This window comes from Proteiniphilum acetatigenes DSM 18083 (assembly GCF_000380985.1).
GTDB classification, from domain to species: Bacteria; Bacteroidota; Bacteroidia; order Bacteroidales; family Dysgonomonadaceae; genus Proteiniphilum; species Proteiniphilum acetatigenes.
In genome coordinates, this window is the sequence record NZ_KB905696.1 from 37,540 (window position 1) to 58,956 (window position 21,417).

Annotated in this window: 18 protein-coding genes; 7 read left to right on the forward strand and 11 right to left on the reverse strand. The window is 45.1% G+C overall.

The window, feature by feature from the left end:
* Positions 1–247 precede the first annotated feature (247 nt).
* Complete coding sequence (locus F597_RS0108495; RefSeq protein WP_019539305.1) at positions 248–1,882, forward strand: sialidase family protein; 1,635 nt, start codon at positions 248–250, stop codon at positions 1,880–1,882.
* Here F597_RS0108495 and acs read toward each other — a convergent pair.
* The 10 genes from acs to F597_RS0108545 form a co-directional block, all read right to left on the reverse strand.
* Positions 1,863–3,770, reverse strand: coding sequence for an acetate--CoA ligase (gene acs / locus F597_RS0108500; protein ID WP_019539306.1), 1,908 nt, complete (start codon positions 3,768–3,770; stop codon positions 1,863–1,865). The genes F597_RS0108495 and acs overlap by 20 nt on opposite strands.
* A gap of 198 nt (positions 3,771–3,968) precedes the next feature.
* The gene (gene dnaJ, locus F597_RS0108505; protein ID WP_019539307.1) at positions 3,969–5,126 is read right to left on the reverse strand and encodes a molecular chaperone DnaJ; all 1,158 of its coding nucleotides are present in this window, start codon (positions 5,124–5,126) and stop codon (positions 3,969–3,971) included.
* 1 nt (position 5,127) lies between these two features.
* Entirely contained in the window at positions 5,128–5,733 is a 606-nt protein-coding gene (locus tag F597_RS0108510; protein ID WP_019539308.1) for a nucleotide exchange factor GrpE, read from the reverse strand.
* Positions 5,734–5,952: 219 nt separating this feature from the next.
* Positions 5,953–6,489: an HD domain-containing protein gene (locus F597_RS0108515; RefSeq protein ID WP_026327284.1), complete on the reverse strand. Its 537-nt coding sequence runs from the start codon at positions 6,487–6,489 to the stop codon at positions 5,953–5,955.
* A gap of 197 nt (positions 6,490–6,686) precedes the next feature.
* Positions 6,687–9,113: a TonB-dependent receptor gene (locus F597_RS0108520; RefSeq protein ID WP_019539310.1), complete on the reverse strand. Its 2,427-nt coding sequence runs from the start codon at positions 9,111–9,113 to the stop codon at positions 6,687–6,689.
* 345 nt (positions 9,114–9,458) lie between these two features.
* Complete coding sequence (locus F597_RS22340) at positions 9,459–9,845, reverse strand: hypothetical protein (RefSeq protein WP_139224203.1); 387 nt, start codon at positions 9,843–9,845, stop codon at positions 9,459–9,461.
* A 108-nt stretch (positions 9,846–9,953) separates the two neighbouring features.
* The gene (locus tag F597_RS0108530; RefSeq protein ID WP_019539312.1) at positions 9,954–10,898 is read right to left on the reverse strand and encodes a hydrogen peroxide-inducible genes activator; all 945 of its coding nucleotides are present in this window, start codon (positions 10,896–10,898) and stop codon (positions 9,954–9,956) included.
* A 9-nt stretch (positions 10,899–10,907) separates the two neighbouring features.
* A complete protein-coding gene (locus F597_RS0108535; RefSeq protein WP_019539313.1) occupies positions 10,908–11,882 on the reverse strand; it encodes a dihydroorotate dehydrogenase-like protein in 975 nt (324 codons plus the stop codon).
* 109 nt (positions 11,883–11,991) lie between these two features.
* The gene (locus F597_RS0108540; protein ID WP_019539314.1) at positions 11,992–12,654 is read right to left on the reverse strand and encodes a YggS family pyridoxal phosphate-dependent enzyme; all 663 of its coding nucleotides are present in this window, start codon (positions 12,652–12,654) and stop codon (positions 11,992–11,994) included.
* Positions 12,651–13,103, reverse strand: coding sequence for a DUF4494 domain-containing protein (locus F597_RS0108545; protein ID WP_019539315.1), 453 nt, complete (start codon positions 13,101–13,103; stop codon positions 12,651–12,653). Before F597_RS0108545 ends, F597_RS0108540 begins: the two co-directional genes overlap by 4 nt.
* 149 nt (positions 13,104–13,252) lie before the next feature.
* On the opposite strand from F597_RS0108545, the gene F597_RS0108550 reads away from it, so the two are divergent.
* Together F597_RS0108550 and F597_RS0108555 are read left to right on the forward strand one after the other, a co-directional pair.
* Entirely contained in the window at positions 13,253–13,930 is a 678-nt protein-coding gene (locus tag F597_RS0108550) for a DUF554 domain-containing protein (RefSeq protein WP_019539316.1), read from the forward strand.
* 1 nt (position 13,931) lies between these two features.
* A complete protein-coding gene (locus F597_RS0108555) occupies positions 13,932–15,356 on the forward strand; it encodes a basic amino acid/polyamine antiporter (protein WP_019539317.1) in 1,425 nt (474 codons plus the stop codon).
* Between the two features lie 63 nt (positions 15,357–15,419).
* Here F597_RS0108555 and F597_RS0108560 read toward each other — a convergent pair whose 3' ends face one another.
* Complete coding sequence (locus tag F597_RS0108560) at positions 15,420–17,819, reverse strand: TonB-dependent receptor (RefSeq protein ID WP_026327285.1); 2,400 nt, start codon at positions 17,817–17,819, stop codon at positions 15,420–15,422.
* Positions 17,820–18,219: 400 nt separating this feature from the next.
* On the opposite strand from F597_RS0108560, the gene F597_RS0108565 reads away from it, so the two are divergent.
* Genes F597_RS0108565 through F597_RS0108580 form a run of 4 tightly spaced genes read left to right on the forward strand, consistent with a single transcriptional unit; the run spans position 18,220 to position 21,403 of the window.
* Entirely contained in the window at positions 18,220–18,729 is a 510-nt protein-coding gene (locus F597_RS0108565) for a radical SAM-associated putative lipoprotein (protein ID WP_019539319.1), read from the forward strand.
* An 18-nt stretch (positions 18,730–18,747) separates the two neighbouring features.
* Complete coding sequence (locus F597_RS0108570) at positions 18,748–19,878, forward strand: TIGR04133 family radical SAM/SPASM protein (RefSeq protein WP_019539320.1); 1,131 nt, start codon at positions 18,748–18,750, stop codon at positions 19,876–19,878.
* Between the two features lie 52 nt (positions 19,879–19,930).
* Positions 19,931–20,800 (forward strand): hypothetical protein, encoded by an 870-nt coding sequence (locus F597_RS0108575; protein ID WP_157279062.1) that lies wholly within the window; start codon positions 19,931–19,933, stop codon positions 20,798–20,800.
* A 57-nt stretch (positions 20,801–20,857) separates the two neighbouring features.
* A complete protein-coding gene (locus tag F597_RS0108580) occupies positions 20,858–21,403 on the forward strand; it encodes a nicotinamidase (RefSeq protein ID WP_019539322.1) in 546 nt (181 codons plus the stop codon).
* Positions 21,404–21,417: the final 14 nt, after the last annotated feature.

Here is a 21,417-nt window from a genome sequence, read left to right on the forward strand (position 1 = left end):
TGCGCCATTTGAAGATAATTCTACGTAAAAATTCATTAAAAGAGGGTTTTATTTCATAAATTCATGTTTTCCAAAACCTATTATAAGAAAACTGATACCTGATACCGCCGGTAAATCACTCCAAGATATCGAACGATTCTGGCTAAAAAAGAAATAACCGGTGTATTGAAAAATAATTTCTACTTATAGAATTTTTACAGTAGCTTTGTTAAATGATTACTTATACTGTAGAAGAAAGCATTCTCTAATGAAAAGAATTATTTTAAGTTTCTTACTTTCCTGTTTCATTTTCTCCATCCAGGCAGCCGATACGATATATGTAAAACAAACAAGAGTTCCGGTTTTAATAGACAGACTGGATAATGTATTGTTCTACATTCGGATAGACGCGCAAAATTCAAAAATACTGGATGAGATAAGACTCCGATTTACCGGAAATACCAATCTGAACGAAATAGCATCCCTGAAGCTATATTATGGGGGTACTGAAGCACCGGAACGGTTAGGGGATATCCACTATGCACCGGTGCAGTACATTTCGAGTCATAACATACAAGGGAATACACGTGAGGCCATCCCGTCCTATTCTATCAAAGTAAACGAGAAGCAACCACTATCCGGTGAAGTGGTTTTTAAGCCGGTATATAGCCTGTTTCCAGGTATTAACTATTTCTGGATAAGCTTACAGATGAAGCCGAATACATCTTTGCTTTCTACAGTCGAGGTAGATTTTGTCTCGGTGAAACTCGACGGGAAGCAGGCTCCTGTAACAAGGCAGGATAAACCGGCTATCCATCGTATGGGTATTGGGGTACGTCATGCCGGCGACGATGGGGCTGCCGCTTATCGTATCCCGGGATTAGCCACAAGCAATGATGGCTCATTACTGGCCGTGTACGATATCCGCTATAACAACAGTGTCGACCTGCAGGAATATATAGATGTAGGATTGAGCAGAAGTACCGATAAGGGCCAATCATGGGAGGAGATGCGTATTCCTTTGCGCTTTGGCGAATATGGAGGATTACCGAAAGCACAGAATGGTGTAGGTGATCCTGCGATATTAGTGGACACAAAAAGCGGCACAATCTGGATCATTGCACTATGGACACACGGTATGGGGAACAGACGTGCATGGCACAACTCGCAAAGCGGAATGAAGATCAATGAAACAGGACAACTGGTACTTACAAAAAGTACTGATGACGGCAAGACCTGGTCTGATCCCATCAATATCACCCAACAGGTAAAAGATCCATCGTGGAAGCTTTTGTTGCAAGGACCCGGAAGAGGCATCACTATGCAGGACGGAATACTGGTCTTTCCGATACAATTCATTGACTCGACTTCGGTTCCCTTTGCCGGCATCATGTATAGCAAGGACAGCGGTGAAACATGGCAAATCCATAATCCCGCACGATCAAATACGACAGAAGCACAGGTAGCTGAAACAGCACCAGGGGTACTTATGCTGAATATGCGGGATAACAGGGGTGGTAGCCGTGCCGTTTCAATCACCAAAGATCTGGGACGAACATGGACGGAGCATCCCTCATCCCGAAAAGCATTGCCTGAACCTGTTTGTATGGGTAGTCTTTTACAGGTAGATGCCAAAGATAATATCCTGAATAAAGACATTTTACTGTTTTCCAACCCAAACTCTACAAAGGAACGAAATAAGATTACGATTAAAATCAGTCTGGATGGCGGTATCTCTTTCCCTGATGAATATCAATTACTTCTCGATGAGGATCACGGATGGGGATATTCGTGCCTGACGATGATCGACAGAGAAACTGTCGGCATCATTTATGAAAGCAGTGTGGCTCACATGACATTTCAGGCCATAAGACTAACAGATATTATACCCTCTCCCGGCTGATCTCCTCCACGATTTCGGGATTGACCAGTGTGGTGATATCTCCGAAGTCAGAGTGCTCTCCTTCGGCAATTTTACGGAGGATACGCCGCATAATTTTCCCGGAACGGGTCTTTGGCAATCCTGTCACGAATTGAATCTTGTCTAACTTAGCAATGGCACCGATCTGGTCGGAGATAAGTTGATTGATCTCTTTTGCCAGGTTCTGCCGGTCGCGCCATAAGCCGGTCTCTTTCAGCACCACGAATCCGTACAAGGCATTCCCTTTGATATCATGCGGATATCCTACAATGGCACTTTCGGCTACTGTTTGATGTTCGTTAATTACATCTTCAATAGGGGCAGTCCCCAGGTTATGGCCAGAGACGATAATGACATCGTCTACCCTCCCTGTAATCCGATAATAACCGACTTCATCCCGCAAAGCGCCATCACCTGAGAAATATTTACCCGGAAATGTTTTAAAATAGGTATCGATAAAGCGCTGGTGATCCCCCCAGATAGTCCTTGCGATGCCCGGCCAGGGATACTCAATACAAAGATTGCCGATCTGCTGATTACCTTCAATTTCATTCCGCAACTCATCCATCAATACCGGCTTGATACCGGGAAGGGGCAGAGAAGCGTAAGTAGGTTTGGTCGGCGTAACAAAAGGAATGGCTGATATCACAATACCGCCGGTCTCGGTCTGCCACCAGGTATCCACCAAGGGACATCGCTTGTTCCCCACATGATCGTTATACCAGTGCCAGGCCTCTTCGTTGATAGGTTCACCCACAGAGCCGATTACTTTGAGGGAGTCAAGACGGTAATCCCGGACATATTCAATTTTTTCCTTTGCCAGTGAACGGATTGCTGTGGGTGCCGTGTAGAACTGATTGATCCGGTGCTTTTGGATCACTTCCCAGAAACGGCTATGGGTAGGATAAGAAGGGATTCCCTCAAAAATAACGGTAGTAGCACCATTGAGCAGCGGGCCGTAAATGGTATAAGAGTGCCCGGTGATCCACCCGATATCAGCCGTACACCAATAGATATCGCCCGGCATGTAATTGAATACATTTTTAAAGGTATATGCCGTATAAACCATATATCCCGCCGTAGTATGCAGCATTCCCTTCGGTTTTCCGGTAGAGCCGGAAGTATAGAGAATAAACAGGGGGTCTTCGGCATCCATCACCTCTGCCTTGCTGGTAGCGGGCGCTTCATCCAGAAGCGGTTGCAACCAGAGATCACGTCCTTCTTTCATGTCGATCTCCTGACCGGTACGTCTTACGACCAGTACTTTTTCTATCGAAGGGGATTTCACAAGCGCTTCGTCTACAATACGTTTCAGATCGATGGTCTTGGCTCCCCGGAACCCACCATCCGCAGTAATAAGAAGTTTACAGGTGCAGTCGTTAATACGTGTAGCCAATGCGTTAGAAGAAAAGCCGGCAAATACCACGGAGTGAATTGCACCGATACGTGCGCAGGCCAGTACACTGAAAGCCAGTTCAGGGATCATGGGCAGATAAATACATACCCTGTCACCTTTTTGGACTCCCTGATCCCGAAGCACATTGGCCATTCTGGACACCTCGGCATACAGCTGGCTATAGGTATAATAACGAGCCGGTTCTTCAGGATTGTTGGGCTCAAAAATAATGGCATTCTCATCTCCCCTGTTTGCCAGATGCCGGTCGATGCAATTCTTGGTGATATTGAGTTTGGCATTTTTGAACCAGGTGAATTCTGCCTGCTCCATATCAAACTCCACCACTTTATCCCATTTCCGGTACCATGTGAAATTATTTTCTGCTATTTTTGCCCAGAATTTCTTAGGCTTACGGATCGATTTACGGTAAACCTTAAAATATTGCTCTAAGGATTTAATTGAATAACTACTCATATTATGCTGGATTTTTAATAGTTGCAAATAAATAAAAAAAATCCATCCAAACTTTCATTCTATAATATTTTCGCCTATTTATTCTTCAATTTAATATTATTTAAGGAAATGATCGGTTCCTCTGGTAATATAACGTAAAAAGACGACCTACTCATGGAGTAAGTCGTCTTTCCCTTATAATGTTTGCTAACGGATCTATTAATCGAACATTCTTTTGAATTTATCGAATACTTTTCTCCGCTCCGTCTTAGACGGGATGAAATTCTCCGACTTATCCATCTCCTGGAGCCACTTCTGCTCCTTGTCGCTCAGATTTTCCGGAACATATACGTTCACGTTGATCAATTCATCACCTTTGCCGAATCCATTCACAGAGGGAAGCCCTTTATTTCTTAAACGCAATACTTTCCCCGGTTGTGTCCCCGGCTCTATCTTCACTTTTGCAACCCCGTCGATGGTAGGCACTTCCACCGTTCCTCCAAGGGCAGCCATAGGAAAACTGAGGAACAGATTATATATCACATCGTTCTCGTCACGGATCAGGTTGGGATCCTGCTCTTCTTCCACGACGATCAACAAGTCACCGTTGATACCTCCTCTCCGGGCAGCATTCCCTTTCCCCGACATGGACAGCTGCATTCCTTCGGCTACACCGGCAGGTATCCTGATAGAGAGTATCTCTTCATCACGTACGATCCCCTCGCCGTTGCAATAGGAACATTTTTTAGTAATGGTCGTACCCTCTCCGTTACAGGTAGGACAGGTGGAAGACGTTTGCATCTGGCCGAGAATTGTGTTTGTCACACGTGTCACTACTCCCGAACCGTTACAGGTACTACAGGTAGAGGTCGAATTCCCGTTTTCAGAGCCGTTACCGTTACAATGTGAGCAGGAGACATATTTCTTCACCTTGATCTTTTTCTCCACGCCGTTAAGTATCTCTTTCAGGTTCAGTTTCACCTTTACCCGAAGATCAGATCCTCTGTTGACTCTCCTGCCCCGTTGGGAACCACCGAAGCCGCCAAAACCGCCGAAGCCGCCAAAATGACCGCCAAAGATATCTCCGAATTGAGAGAAGATATCTTCCATCGACATACCTCCGCCGCCGAAACCACCCGAAGCAGCTCCACCTACGCCGGCATGACCGAACTGGTCGTACCGCGCACGCTTCTGCTCATCGCTCAGCACCTCATATGCCTCTGCCGCTTCTTTAAACTTCTCTTCCGCTTCCTTATCCCCGGGATTTTTATCGGGGTGATACTGAATGGCTTTCTTACGATAAGCTTTTTTTATCTCATCGGCAGTCGCTGTTTTGGATACTCCCAGCACTTCATAAAAATCTCTCTTTGCCGCCATCTTATTCTCCCACAATTACTTTCGGAAATCGGATAATCTTATCGTTCAGCCGGTATCCTTTCTGGATACAATCCACCACTATTCCCTTCTGTGACGCTTCCGGCGCCGGAATAGTAGTTATCGCCTCAAAACTGTCGGCATCGAAAGGCTGTCCGATGGCTTCGATCTCATTCACTCCGTGTTGCTTCAGGAAAGCGATAAATTTTGTATAGATAAGATCCATCCCTTCCAACATGGCTTCTCTGTCTTCCGTCTTATGTAATGATTCAAGTGCACGATCAAAATCGTCCACCAGAGTTATAATATCAAGCAAGACGCGCTCCCCGCCGCTTTTGATCAGGTCAGCCTTCTCCTTCAGCGTACGTTTCCGGAAATTGTCGAATTCGGCATTCAGACGAAGATAGCTGTCGTTCAGTTCATCATATTTATGCTGAAGATCATTCTCGTCCGTTTCCGGTTGTTCTACCGTATCTTCTGCCGCATTTACCTCTTCGGCTTCATCTGACATTTTGTCTCCGCCTTCACCGTTGACAGACTCGCCCCGGTCGTAGAACTCCTTTTCGTTGATCTCTTCGGGATCTTTATTCGATTGATTGTTATTACCCATATAGTTGTTCTATTTGATTTCGTTCATATAATTAAAAGTGACAACTTAAGTACCCGGACACTTAACCACTTAGGCACCCAGATACCCGGGCACTTTCTCACCTTTTCACTTCTAACACTGCAAATAGTTTGCCAAAAATAAAAGTGAACAGAAGCGAGTTTAAAAATAAACAATCAGCCTGGATCGAAAAACCAGTCTGTTTCGGATAAACTATTCGGACTAAAGAAAAAGTTCACACCATTCATCGAATATCTCCACCTGATGCCAGCCATGACCGGCAAGGTTCTGTCTGATCTTTTTTAATGGCTTTTCTTTTCCTAACTGTGATTTGGAGAAAAATTTATCGGCAAAACAAATAATTTTCTCCTCCAGACTCTGAGGCCGCATATCCCTGTGGGGGATCGGTAATTTCCGGTTGATAATGGTCTCCAGACTTAATCCGGTACCAGTATGCCTTTCACACACCAATCCGTGTTTGGGATAACCTTCTTCTGTAAGCAATTCACGTCCCAGATAACCGTGGCAAATATAGGGATAACCGCCTTCACAGGCAATATGTGGCGCTTTTGTCAGGAAAATACCGATATCATGAAGCATTCCTGCCTCCTCAATAAACCGGACATCGACTGCCAATTCAGGATGTTTGTGGGCAATCGAGAGAGATTTATTTGTCACATCCGTCACATGCGACATGTAAATATCATAGAGTTTTGTCCCCGCTTTATAATATTTATTGATAATTGTCTGTATATCCATAAAATAAGCCAACAAATTGCCACCGCCGCAGGATTTTCCGAAAAACCTGAACATGCCTGCTCTTTTTTGCAAAAGTAATATAAAAAGGTGAAACGATAAGAGTATATAAAATTTATCCGGGATCCTCTCAGTAAAAGGGAGAAAAACCCGGATAAAGCAGACCTATTACCGGCAAATAACCGGAAGGCATAACAAACCTACAAATTACCGAACCGGAAACCAACATTGATGGTACGCGGCTGCGAAGGGCCGTAAATATAAGCGGCATCACGGTACACTCCCCGGTCGTAGTCGTTCTGTATCTGGTTGAAAATATTCTTCACACCGGCAAAGAACTCCAACGTTGTTTCTTTGCCCAAGTGAAAATCATAGGAGAGTAACAGATCCGCCACGAGAAAACGGCGGGTTCTCTCTAACCTCTCACCTTCGATGATATAACCATTGTTAATAGCAGTCTCGACTCTCTCCCGTTCAGCACCCTCAAAATCATCGGCAGAAAGGCCGAAATGCGGCACATCCATTGGGCCGGTATAGTTGAGTGAGAAGGATGCATTGAGGTGATGTGTCGGTTTCCAGATAAAAGTCGCGTAACCATACTGGTTAGGAGTTCTCATAAAATTTCGTGAAACACTTTCGTCCCCGTCACCCCAGGCTTGTGCTGTTTTATAGCGGCTGGACTGGAAAGTAAATCCGAGTTGCGTTTCTATCTGGGTGGAAAAAAGCGACTTCAATTCGAGATTGATCCCGGAAACATAAGCGCCATCTTCGGCATTCACCCGCTCGTAGTAAAAACCACGCGACTCATCATCCTCGTCAATCAGCGCATACTCATTGGCGAACGGGTCATTCAACAGCGTATAAAACCCTTCTGCCAGGAAATCGTGATAGGTCCCTCCCCAATCGAATACAGAGTTGAAAGAGGCAGTAAAAGCATTGGAGGTCTCTTGTTTCAGATCGGGAGAATTACGGGTTTCCACCCGTGTGGCATTTACCAGGTCGATATGAAGGTCTTCATTGAAGATCTGCGGGGCACGATAACCTCTGGCGTACCCTACCCGGAAACGCAAATCGGGTGTCAGCTTATAGAGTAAGCCCACACGGGGTACCAATACTCCACCTTTGGGGTCATCGCTTACACTTTCCGTATCTTTAATCCGATAGTAGTCATAACGAAGACCCAGAGAAAGGTTTACTTTCTCAGATTTCCAATCCTGCTGCACGAAAGTTCCCAACGTGTTCACGGTCTGGTCGGCGAGTTTGGTGTTCTCCTCTCCTTCTGCGCCCAACTTCACGTCATGCAGATTGTCATTGGTATTATCGATCCCGAAGACGGTAGTAGAGGGTGCGAACAAAAACCAGTCGCTATTCAGGTTATACTGTGCCCCTACCGAAGAAGTCAACCCCTTTGTATCTCCATAAGCGTTAGGATCCTGCTCTGCACCATAATAGGAGGCACGGGCAACATGTTGTGCCGACACATACAGGTTTAGCTTGTCATACTTGTTATTGGTAAAAAGATCATAAGAGAGGCTTCCTCCCGAGATAAGGTGTTCGAGCTGTTCTGCTACATCGGCCTCATGAGGGAGATGATCAAGCATATTACCACCCCGGCGGTATTCGCTGATCCGGTAGCCGTCGAGAGAGATCTTACTCTTGCTGCTCGGTTTATGGAATGCATTGAACCCAAACGTTGTGTTTTCCATCTCCACCATTTCGCTGAAGCCGTCACCATTGGCATCATACGCCCCCCGGTTACGCAACATGGTGTAGATATAGCCTCCCGTTTTCCGGTCGTCGCTGATTACAGATGCATTGACGTTCAACTGCGCGTCTGCCTTCGTATTAGAGCCTTCACGCCCACCCACGTTGATCGCTCCGAGTCGGCTTTCAACACTGAATGAATTCCTGGCCGGTTCCCTCGTGATGATGTTGACCGTTCCGGCAATAGCATTACCCCCGAAGAGGGCTGATCCGCCGCCGCGCACTACTTCCATCCGCTCCACCATATTGGTAGGGATCAGTTCCAGCCCATATACACCAGCCAGTCCGCTGAATACCGGCCGGCTGTTTAACAGTATCTGGGTGTAGGGACCCTCCAACCCGTTCATCCGCAGTTGGGTGAAACCGCAATTCTGACAGTTGGTCTCCGTACGAAGCCCCGGTGTAAAAGAGAGTCCCTCGGCGATATTCACCGACTGGGTACGCACCATTAACTCCGGAGAGATAGACGAGACAACAACCGGCGCCTCGGCACGGTTGGTCTGGTTACGGTCGGCGGTAACCACAACAGTTTCCAATTGCAGGCGATCCTCTTCAATCACAAATTTAATCTCCTCGGTAGTGTTGGCTTTGGTAGTTACTTTCCGAGTTACGCTCTTGTAGCCGATTCCGCTGACACGTACGGTCAATTCTCCTATGGGCAGGTCTATTAACTGGAAGTGTCCGGTAGCATCGGTCGAAGTACCGATGGTCGTTCCATCTATTGATACAGTCACATAGGGAACATGTTCCCCTCCGCACTGCACGTCACCTACAATATTGGCATCCGTGCCTGCATGTGCTTGCGCCTTTCCCGCAACCACAGTAATAAAAAGGATTATTGTAATTAATATAATTTTTTTCATATGATTATTGTTGTCTTTTAAAATAAAGTATAAACCTGCCCGCATTATGCCATAGAGAGAACTAATAATCGAGTAGCAAGCGACTCAAATAGCCCCAATGGAAATAGCAGAATAAATTAAAAAAGCCTGAAAGAAATGGTCTAATTTTAATGAACCACGTCGATTGATAACCGAAAATCAACATAGTTAAATATAAAGAACCAAAGATAAGGGATGTTTGAGTTTCATCGCAAACGATAAACACAAAGCCAGACCACATGTATAGTGTAAAACAATCCCCTCCCGTAGCTTAGAAAACACGAGCCTGACACGGCCCATGACCGTTTCTAATGAGAGAAAGAAAATTTACAAAGGCTGCAAATCCATCCCGGGTAGAGTGGGTGGGGAACGCCCTCTTGATTTTGCAAAGCATTTAAGATGTAGTGACGGGTAAATATAAGAGAAAACCCTTTTGTAGCTAATTCTGAGGACAGTAGCGGACAGCGTAACTAAAACAAAGAACAGAAACTGAAGTTGAGCCAAAACAAACAGTTCCGCTGCCGTATGATGGTGTGTTTTAAGAGGGGCAGGATCCTGGCTCTTTTTATACGGGTGAGCATGCAAGATGACTTGTCCATCGGGCAACCGGTGGGCATGCAAAAAAACGGCATTATTCAGGATAAACAGACCGAGCACCACGATTAACAACCGGGCGATCTGTTTTGATATGCTGTTTCTGAATGTCAATTTCATCTTGCTTTACCACTCATGAATTACAAAAGTACAAATTTAGACTAATCTAACAAATTTTTCCGTCCGAGAAGAACATTTCTTTTTCTACTTCCTTATAGCCAATGGACATTACAACGGCACAACGTATTTCTTCATTGCCGTATCCTGGAACGATTTGGGAACTGCTGATTTCACTTCGTCGATAATAATACCGATCAGGCGCTCACGCAAGAATTCCTGACGGGTGACCAGGCTGATCTCACGTACCGGCGTGGAGTTTTTGAAAGGACGTACATTCTTTTTCTGCTTCTCGCTCATATTGGCAAGTGCCATCTCCGGGATAACAGTAAGCCCTTCGTTCTGGTCCACTATATTGATAAGTGTGTCGATACTGCCGGCTTCATAGGAAAAAATGGAGTTATTCGTACCACGCTTTTTCTTCAGGTTACACAGGTGCAGTATTTGTGTCCTGAAACAGTGCACTTCATCCAATAACCACAGTGCGGAGGAATTCAGGTCACTTTCGTCGAGCGCCGTTTTGGCGAACAATGCCTTCTCCTGCGGGGAAACATAAGCAAAGAACCGTTCGTAATAGATAGGATATTCTTTGATGGAGGGTTCTTTCAGAGGTGTAGCAAGGATACCTCCATCCAATGAATCATTGGAAAGTCCCTTCAGTATCTGGTCGGTAGTCAGTTCAGAAATAACAATACGCACATCATGCTTGTTTTCACGGTGAACCTGCATCAGTTTCGGCAGCAGATAGGGAGACACGGTGGGGATAATTCCCAAACGGAAGACACCTTTCACAATACCTCTTTCCTCCTGGATGATCTCTTTGATCTGATTTACCTGAGCTACCGCGATACGGGCCTGAGTGATGATCCGTTCACCGATATCGGTAGGTTGCACCGGCAATTGGGAGCGATCAAATATTTTCACGCCCAATTCTTCCTCCAGTTTCTGAATCATCATACTCAATGTAGGCTGAGTCACAAAAGAGGCTTCGGCGGCTTTGGAAAAATGACGGTAATTATCTACCGCGATTATGTATTCTAATTGTTGAATGTTCATCTTATTATCTTACTTATAACTGGAGAAATATTTCATGAACTGTACCCGTTCGTAGAGTGCAGGGCTTTTGATGTTCGCATAGTTCAACTTACCCTTAAAATCATCTATCCGCTCATAGTTGCTTTGGAGCATCCATTCTTCCATACACATAAGAGTATCTCCTATTACGTCGGACCCTTGTTCGTAAAGCAGGCTGCAAAGTTGAATAGCCCCCGCCCCGGCCAAAATCCCCTTGATAGCGTCTTCCCAGGAATGTACTCCGTAGGAGCAGGCAATGTCGAAATCGGGCACGCGCCCCGAAACGATGGCCGTCCAGCGCAATGTTTCAGTGAAATCGGAAGGATTACTGAATACCGGTCCGGAAGTGATCTCCAGATTTTTAATATCAATATCGAGTTGATAAAAACGGTTAAAGAGTACTACTCCGCCTGCACCCAACGCTTTCAACTTCCCTACCAGTCCCGGCAGGTTACTGATATTCTTTGCCATTTTTATCACAACGGGAATACGTATTATCTTTCTCAATTCCCTTACGATATTCACATAAGAGTCTTCCAGATAGGTATCTCCCAATTCTCCCGCATTCAACACAAACAAGTTCAGTTCAATCGCATCGGCTCCGGCATCCTGAATAATTTTGGCAAATTCAATCCACCGGCTCAGTTTATAACAATTGATACTGGCAATAATGGGAATATCACACTCCTTTTTTGCCGAACGGATCAGGTCGAGGTACTTCTCCATATGATTCATCTCAATATATGTATTGATATAATCTGCCGCCTCCGGATAATCAGCGATCTGGGAAAGTTTTTCGGAATGATTCTCGATCTGTTCCTCGAATAAAGATTTCAATACAATTGCCCCGATACCGGCATTTTCCAGTTCTTTAATTTTCTTCACCGAATTGGTAAGACCACTGCTCCCCGCTATCAACGGATTCTTTAACCGTAACCCTGCAAAGGTTGTTTCTAAATTAACCATGAACTTACGATGTTTTTCAAAAATTTTATAATCAACAAAAATAGGCATTTTATCGATAAAATCAATACCTTATATCGGAAATAAATTATAGACTGGCAGGATGAGGAGCTTAACGGTCACCAAAGATCAGCGTTCCAATTCGTATCATGGTGCTTCCTTCTTCAATTGCGACCTGATAATCGCCCGTCATTCCCATGGAGATTTCTTTGAATGTGGTGTCGTGTCGGAAAAAACCGGTTTTGAATTCGTCGAACAGTGATTTCAATTGCCGGAACTCTTTACGTACCTGATTTTCATCGTCGGTAAAAGTAGCCATCCCCATTACTCCGGCAATCCGCACATGAGGACATGCTTTCCACTTGCCTTCTTCAAGAAAACGGCGACATTCGTCGGATGAGAAACCCGATTTGGTTTCCTCTTCGGCAATATGGATCTGCAGCAGGCAGGGTATAATCCTTCCGTTGGCCGCCCCCTGCTTTTCGATCTCCAGCATCAACCGTTCATTGTCGAGGCTATGTATGAGGGAAATAAAAGGAGCTATCTGCTTCACTTTATTCCGTTGCAGATTACCGATAAAATGCCATTCTATATCCCCGGGGAGTTGATCTTTCTTGACAATCAGTTCCTGCACCCTACTCTCCCCGAAGATCCGAAGCCCCGCATCATAGGCCTCCCGGATCATCTCAGCAGGATGAAACTTGGAAACCGCCACCAGCCTCACTCCGGACGGAACGGTCTCCCGCAAAGCATTGATATGGGATTGTATGGTCACTCTTCCTCCTTTTTATTCTTCTCCTCCCCATAAGGGAACACATCCATAATGGCGGTCTCCGTTACCGAAGCAATGGCATAGTCGATCATGGTTTTTTTCATTTCCCCCTCCACAATTTCCACGGCCTCTTTCAGCGTGGATGCCTGCACCAGCATATTGACCGCCGTTTTCTTTTCCGAACCGCTCTTTTCATCAAGGGTAATGAAATAGAGTTTCGCCTTATAGTAACGATCACCCGTTTCATTGAAAAACGATTCCGTATATTTTACCCGCTTGATATCGGATACTGAAAATTCACCCGATATAAAAGGTTTGATCTCCTCTATAATCCTTGCTTCCGCCTCGGTGAACGACAACGCATCTACCAGATAGGGTTCAGTTACTGTTTTCTGCATGCCGGTCTCCAGCATCTTATCGTATCTTATCTTACACTCAAACCAATTGTACATATATTTTTGTTATTTGTCGGTCGCATCCTTTCGCAACGAAGTGCAAAGTTATGACTTTCCCTCAAAAATGAAAAATAATATATCATGCGGTAAGTACAGAGAACTATTTATCACAAAAAATTGATACTTTTGCAGATTATCGGATAAAAATGATTGGAACCCTTGTAAATACAGCAGCGGTAGTGGGTGGTGGTATGATCGGCCTGCTCCTAAAAAAACGGATGCCCGAACGTGTCACCACCATCTATTTCCAAGCCATCGGCCTGTTCACACTGGCCATTGGTGCGTCCATGGCCATCGGGATGGAGAAAATACTTATTGTAGTCAGCAGCCTTGCCATCGGCTCTCTGCTGGGAGAGTGGGCCGATCTCGAAAAAGGCGCAGAGCGGATGAGCGATTATCTGAAGCACCGCTTCCGAATCGGCAGTGAGAAATTTTCGGAAGGGTTGGTTACTGCGTTTCTTCTGTTCTGCGTAGGTTCCCTCACCATCATCGGCACCATTCAGGAAGGGACAGGTGGTTCACCCGACCTGCTTTTCACCAAGTCGCTGATGGACTTTTTCTCTGCCATACTGCTGACCTCCGCTTTTGGTGTGGGTGTTGTTATATCCGCTATTCCGCTTTTCATCTTCCAGGCCTCTCTCACTTTATTGGCCAAATATGCTGCTACCCTCTTTACCGACGATATCATCCTCGGCCTTACCTCCACCGGTGGTATTTTACTGATCGGACTCGGCATCAATATACTGGGGATCAAAAAACTCCGCATTATGAATATGCTACCCTCACTGGTTATCGTGGTATTGCTGATCTGGATATTCAGTTAAGATGCAAAAGAGAGATGAAAAATTAGGATTATGGCTGCTGGTTTTCGTGGCACTCGGCTCCATGATCGGGTCTGGAATCTTTAATTCCCCGAAAGACCTTATCCAGGTAGCCAATCCACAGGGCACCATGCTTACCTGGATCATCGGAGGTATGGGGGCATTGATGCTGGCACTGGTATTTGTCTATCTGGCGGGACGAAAGCCCGAACTCAAAAGTGGGGTCTACGCTTACGCACGGGACGGATTTGGTGACTATATGGGGTTCAACTCCGCCTGGGGATACTGGTCAGTCGGCTGGTTAGGCAATATAAGTTATCTGGCACTCTTTTTCAAAACGTTGAACGACCTGTTGGGTGAACATGCCCTTTCTCCATTGCAATCTTTCTTTATCGGGTCAGCTATCCTATGGTCTTATTATGTCATTCTGATGGCAGGTGTAAAGGAAGGTGCCATTCTCAACTTTATAGTGACAGTCGCCAAGCTGATTCCCATTATACTGATTATCCTGCTCGCACCGGCGCTTTTTGACCGTGACCTCTTTCATATACCCGATTGGCAATGGAAACTCGCAGCCACCGGAGCGGCAACAACTCCCATACAACAAGTAGGAAATGCAATGGCAGTCGTCCTTTGGTGTTTTGTAGGGATAGAAGCCGCCTCTGTCCTGTCGGGCAGGGCAAAGAAGCAGAAAACCGTACGTACAGCAACGATCATCTCTACTTTGTTTGTCCTGGGTATATATATGCTTATCACACTGATAGCGATGTCCTCTATTCCCGCCGGAGAGCTGGCTTCGTCGGAGACTCCCCTCGCCCTGGTACTCGAGCGGACCATCATAGGCGCACCCGGCGGTATCATTATAAAGTTAGGCATTATGGTTTCGGTATTGGGAGCCAGCCTGTCGTGGATATTACTCTCGGTGGAGACCATGTATGCTGCCGCCCGCGACGGTGTGATGCCCCGCCGCCTTGCCAAAGTGAACAGCAAAGGCACACCGGTCAATGCACTGTTGCTCACACAGTGCTTCACGCAGGTCTTTCTCCTTGCCATCCTGTCGCCCAGACTAAACGAGACCTACCTTGCCGCTATCACCATTGCCACCACCCTCGTCCTGATACCCTACCTCCTCTCATCACTCTATGCTGTAAAGACTGCAATCCATTACAGAAAAGAAGAAAAAACAGTGCGGAACCTGATCATTGCCCTGCTAGGCACATTCTATTCTACCTATGTGATCTATGCAGTAGGAATCAAATACCTGTTCCTTTCGGTACTCTTCTACGGCATTGGTTCTCTGCTTTTTATCAAGGCTAAAAAAGAAAAAAAAGAACAGCCCAAACAGTGGGAATGGGCGGTCATTATCCTGTTACTTGCCGGTACACTGCTGATTGTCGTACAAATCCTGACCGGGAAGATCGATCTTTAATGGGACTAAAAAAGGAGACCGCCTTGGGCAACCTCCTCTCTGTACATTTAATTGATTACGGAATTACCTGTTAAAGGTATAACGCAACGTAGCCCCGAAGCGGGTGGGATATCCACGCTGCACAAATACATTTACCTGTTCAGTTGTCATATCGGATGCCTCGAAGAGGAATGAGTTATATTTCGTATTGAAAAGATTCTCCACCCAGCATTCTAAACCGAAAGCCCCTTTCTCTGCCGAAATACTGGCATTCGTGATCCCGTAAAAAGGCTGATATAGTGCTGCTCCTTTATGGTCTTGATTCGATTCTGTCCAGTAGATCTTCCCTACCCCCTGATACTGTATGTTTCCCACTAAGCGGTCGATGAATGAACCATAGGGAAGATGGTGTACATAGCTGGCTCCCAGACCTAACGTATGCCGGGGAGCAAAAGGGATATGGTTACCGGAATAGTTCACTTCCGAATTATCATCATCTCCCTGTTCATCTGCGTCAGAGCCTACAAAACGTGCATCTGCAAAACCATATTCAGCATAGAGTGCAACGTTATCAACCGGTACATATTTCAAGCTCAACTCAAAACCTTTACTTTCCGATTTTCCTGCGTTGTTGATAGTACGACCCGACGTGCCTTGATCCTCTAATTTAGTAAGTTGCAAGTTATCGACATGTGTATAAAAAAGGGCATAAGTCAGTGAAAGTCTTCTGTCCAGCATCTCATAACGTCCGCCCAACTCATAAGTCCAGCTGGTTTCCGCATCATAGGAGAGTTGCTCCTCGAGCGTCGGCTTCGGTATATCGTCATCAGAATCTGCAGGAGGGCCTCCGGGCATATTGGGAGGCATCATCTCCGCGAGTCTCCCCATAAGCGATGCCTGCAAAGCATTTTGCAATATCTTAGAGAATGATTGCTCATTATAACCTCCGGATTTATACCCTTTTGATGCAGAAAGATACACCTGTGAAGTGGGTGAAAACTGATACTTCAACGCGAACTTGGGAAGTATTTCCCAGAAATCTTTACTATAACTACCTTCCAACAATGTATCACCTTCAACAAACATCGGAGGCATCGGCCGGTTGGGAATCTGGAAGTTGAGATTCACATCGCCTCCATCACTCTCGGTAGAAAAATCAATACCGGTATGCTCATAGTCGAACCGGACACCTGCAGTCGCAGACAGTCCCTCCAGGCCGAAGAGGTTATGTAAAGTCGATTGGTGAAAGAGTGCGGCTCCCCGTGATGGTTTGGTATAGATACCCGGTAGATCGATCCGGTCATGCGCATAAGAAATGGTCAATGGAGCATTGGCTGTAAAAGCATCCAGTTGGCCCTGCATCGCTGCCACTGCATCCTCCTTAAGTGCTACCGGCGTATCGATCTCCCGATTATCTACAAATCCGAAAACGCCTGCTACCCAGCGGTAGTTTCCCTGCGTATCCGATTTCACAGTCACTTCCTGGCTTAGGGAATGTTGCTGCTGTTTCTGGTTAATAGAAAATACCGATTTAGGAGAATAATCCTGATCCATTTTCATATCATCCTTCAGGTATTGAAAACCGGTAGTGGAGTGAATACTATAACCGTTTCCTGTATAATCAAGCGACAACCCGTTAGTCATCAGGTGACGATCATACGACGACGGCTCATTGAAACTGGCGCCTGTAGAGTCCACATGCATATAGGGAAAAGCTCCGCCGGAGACATAGTCGTAGTTCCCGAAAAGCAGCGCTTTCAACGAAGGGGTAACCTGCCACTCCAGTTTGACTCTTCCTCCTGCATTTTCAGAAGCATCTACTTTTTTTCCGGTATGACTATTCATAAAATAACCGTCGTCACGTTTGTAATAACCGGCTACGGAAAGGCCGAAATGGTCGGAAAGCTTTCTGTAGTCCGATGCTTTTACCGAGAACTGCCCATAATTACCGCCGCTCACCATCACTTTAGTACCCTGAAAAGAGAGAGGGGAAAGGGTGTACATATTCACAATACCGCCGATAGCGTTTCGTCCGTAAAGGGTACCCTGTGCCCCCCGAAGCACCTCAATCCGCTGGATATCCTGAAATTCAAAATCGAATGCTGACGGATTGAAACTGGGCACATTATCCACATAGAGGCTTACCGTCTGTGCCCCGAGGCGGGCACCTACACCACGGATATAGATTGGCGTAGAGACCTTCGCTCCGTAGGAAGGGATAAAAAAGTTAGGAATAAAAGCACTCAGCCCGGGCAACGACTCAATACGGGCATCCTGCAATTGCTGGGGAGATACCACCGATACAGCCGTAGGCAGATTCCTCAATTCATTGGTCTCTTTTACGGAACTGCTTACCACTACCTCATTAAGGTAGTATACTTTTAGTGTATCATTGGGATTAGTCTCCTTAGCCCGATCATTATCATCTGCAAACACAAAAAGAGTACTACACAAAATAAATATTAGTAAAAATAACTTTTTCATATGATTATTTTATTGTTTTATTTCGGTATATGGAACCTTTGATATTCAAAATATTCACAAAAGTAGATATTTGAGTCGCCTTCACTCCTCGATTTTCAATTCCCCGCTATGGCAAAGTTCAGGCAAACTTGTCCTTTGCTTATTTTGATAAATAACTATTGCCCGGCATGTCCCAAGCAAGATAGACATTGCTCTCGTTCAACCGTTATTTTAGCTTAACGGAAATGTTCGGGGACAAAGGAACGGCAAAATGGCATACCAGTCAATCACCACAATTAGTGATTTTTTTCTTCAAAAAGGATATTTGTAAAAAAACAGGTCTTTTGATGCAACGTTTTCCTCTTTTTTTCATCTATACTACTATATAAGTATAACTTTGTATGGATCTCAATAATAACCTATGAGAAGATTTGTCTTAAAAACCTATGGAAAAGTTATCGCCTGGATCTTAACTGCTTTAGGGCTTTACACCTCCTGCGATATCATATCTCCTGCGGAGTATGGCACACCCACCGCAGACTTCATAGTCAGGGGAAATATCAATGACGCACATAACATGCAACCAATTGAGGATATGGCTGTCATTCGCAAATCCCGTATGGCACCTTACGGGAATGATACTGTAAGAACCGATGCAGACGGAAATTACGAATTGGAATTCACGGAAGTCGCTTTCGGCCCGGAAGATATCACAGTTTACACTTCGGATATCGGGGATGGGAAATACCAGTCCGATACTATACAGATAAAAGCACATGAACTAAAGCAAATTAAAAAAAGAGATAAAAATTGGTATAACGGTAAATTTGAAGGTAAAGCTGATTTTTCGCTTAATAGAGAACCCGGCCCGGTACCTATGTACGGAATACGTTCTGCAGAATACAAAGAAATAGAAGGAGAAGAAGAATAAAAACTCAAACAAAGTTGTATGGATCCGAAAAAGAAATTCATTCTTTCTCTTTACCAGCAGCATAAGGCTACGCAAACCAAACTGCATAAACTATCATACCTTTTCTGGGAGTGCACTTTACGTTGTAATTTCGATTGCATACATTGCGGAAGCGATTGTACCAGACAGGCAGCCGTACCCGATATGCCAAAGGAAGATTTTCTGAAAGTTCTTGAGGATATCCGTCCACATGTAAATCCGCATAAAACCATGGTTGTACTTACAGGTGGCGAACCATTGGTACGCAGGGATATGGCAGAGTGCGGGCAGGCAATGTACGATATGGGTTATCCATGGGGATTCGTGACCAACGGTTGGGGATTGAATGAAAAAAGATTACAGTCTCTCCTTGACTCAGGATTACGCTCTGTGACAGTCAGTCTTGATGGTTACACAGAAGAATTGCACGACTGGTTCAGAGGGAAGAAAGGCTCCTGGCTACGTGCCCTCAATGCCATATCAGGAGTTGCATCAACACCCGGCCTGGTGTATGATGTGGTAACTTGTGTCAACAAAAGAAACATAACTGACCTGCCAAAACTCCGTGATTTGCTCATTTCCCTGGACGTCACCCACTGGCGGCTTTTCACTGTTTTTCCGAAAGGGCGCGCCAAAGACAATCCCCTCCTAAAACTCTCTAGCGGAGAGTTTTTACAAATGATGAATTTTATTCGTGACACTCGTCGGCAAGGAAAAATTAGCCTATCCTACGGTTGCGAAGGATATCTGTCTGATTATGAGATGGAGGTGCGCGATACTCCTTTCTTCTGTCAGGCGGGTATTCATATTGCATCAGTGCTTGCCAATGGCGATATCAGTGCCTGTCCGAGCCTCAGGGGCGATTATGTGCAGGGTAATATCTACCGGGATGATTTCTGGACTGTCTGGAACACCCGCTACCAGATTATGCGCGACCGCTCATGGACAAAAACAGGGAAATGTGCGTCCTGTAAATCGTATAAGTATTGCCAGGGGAACGGTCTCCATCTTCGGGACGAAAAAACCGGAGAACTGTTACAATGCCATCTGGAGATGATGGGCATCAACCCGTGTACGCAAAAAAGGTTAGTCAATAACAAGAACTTAATAAACAAAACAGCCGTCTTTTAAATTACACAACAGAACAAACAAATCTTTTAGCTGCGACAATACATTTTTTCACATGAACAAGCTATTTCTTTTTATCTGCTTAGGCGCGATTATGATGTATACTTCTTCGTGCCGCATCCACAATCCGCGATATTTTAATTCGCCGTCGGCTCATGCTCCTGCTTTTTTGGAGAAAAAGGGAGACAAAATGATTTCTGCCAATATCGCCATTATGCCCAAAGATGAATATAGAGAATCCGATCTATCGGATAGTCCGGACAAAACCAGGGAATCTTATACTACCGGTTTCGATGTAAGAACAGCTTATGCGTTCTCAGACCAGTTCATGGCAACATTGGGTGGTTTATACAGGAAAGAAAAAGATGCATTCAAGGATAACGATGTATTGCAAACAGCTTCTACTTCCGAAATCAATTATACCCGAAAGGCTTTGGATATCGGTATTGGAGTCCTGTTCCCATTCAGCGAGCGGAAAAGAGTTATTTTCAACCCGATCGTGGGAGTCAATTTCGGCCGTTCAGAATCCGTCTTCACCAATACCAGTCATACGATTAACGATAACAGAGTGTTCCATTTTAATGGTAATTATCATAAATTTTATCTGAAACCTTACTTTAATTTTAATTTTCACAGGAACTTTAAAATGAGCGCCGTTCCACAATTCTCATTCTTGAAATACAGCAATATTTACGATAATTATCCACAGGATGCTCAAGAACTTTTCGGGTTAAACAGTCTACAAAAAAGATATTTATTTCTTTATGAACCGGCGACTTTCTTCCAATTAGGATTTGACAAAGTGGATTGGTTGAAACTCGACCTAGGCTTCGTTTTTTCCTTTTATCGGTACGGAGAAAATAATCCGTATAAATTGCGAACCCGTAACTTTCAGTTGTCTGCCGGATTCTCGATTTATCCGTAAATCGAACATGAATGATTCTTCATTGTTATATACAAAGAAGTGGAAATAATGAGTCCTATGAAAAAAGCGTTACTTATAGTGGATGTCCAGAACGATTTCTGTCCCGGAGGCGCCCTGGCTGTAAAGGATGGTGATAAGATAATACCTGTAATCAACCGGATCATGGATCAGTTTGATATCGTGATCTCATCGCAGGACTGGCATCCGGCCGATTCAGTGCATTTTGAGAAGTGGCCGGTACATTGTGTCGCGGGAACACATGGAGCCGGGTTCCACCCTGATCTGAATATCGCAAAAATAGATCTGAGACTGTTAAAAGGGACGGACAATAAAGACGACGGCTATTCCGCTTTTGAGGCAACCAATACATCGCTTACCGATTTTCTTCACGAAAACAATATCCAGCACCTTTATCTTTGTGGTCTCGCCACAGATTATTGCGTGAAAGCTTCTGCCATCGATGCGGTCACACAAGGGTTCCATACCTATGTGATCACCGATGCCATCGGCGCCGTAAATGCACAACCCGGCGATGACGAAAAAGCATTACATGAAATGTACGGCAAAGGATGTATCCTGATTGAATCTGAAGAAATTCAATGAGATTATCGTATCTT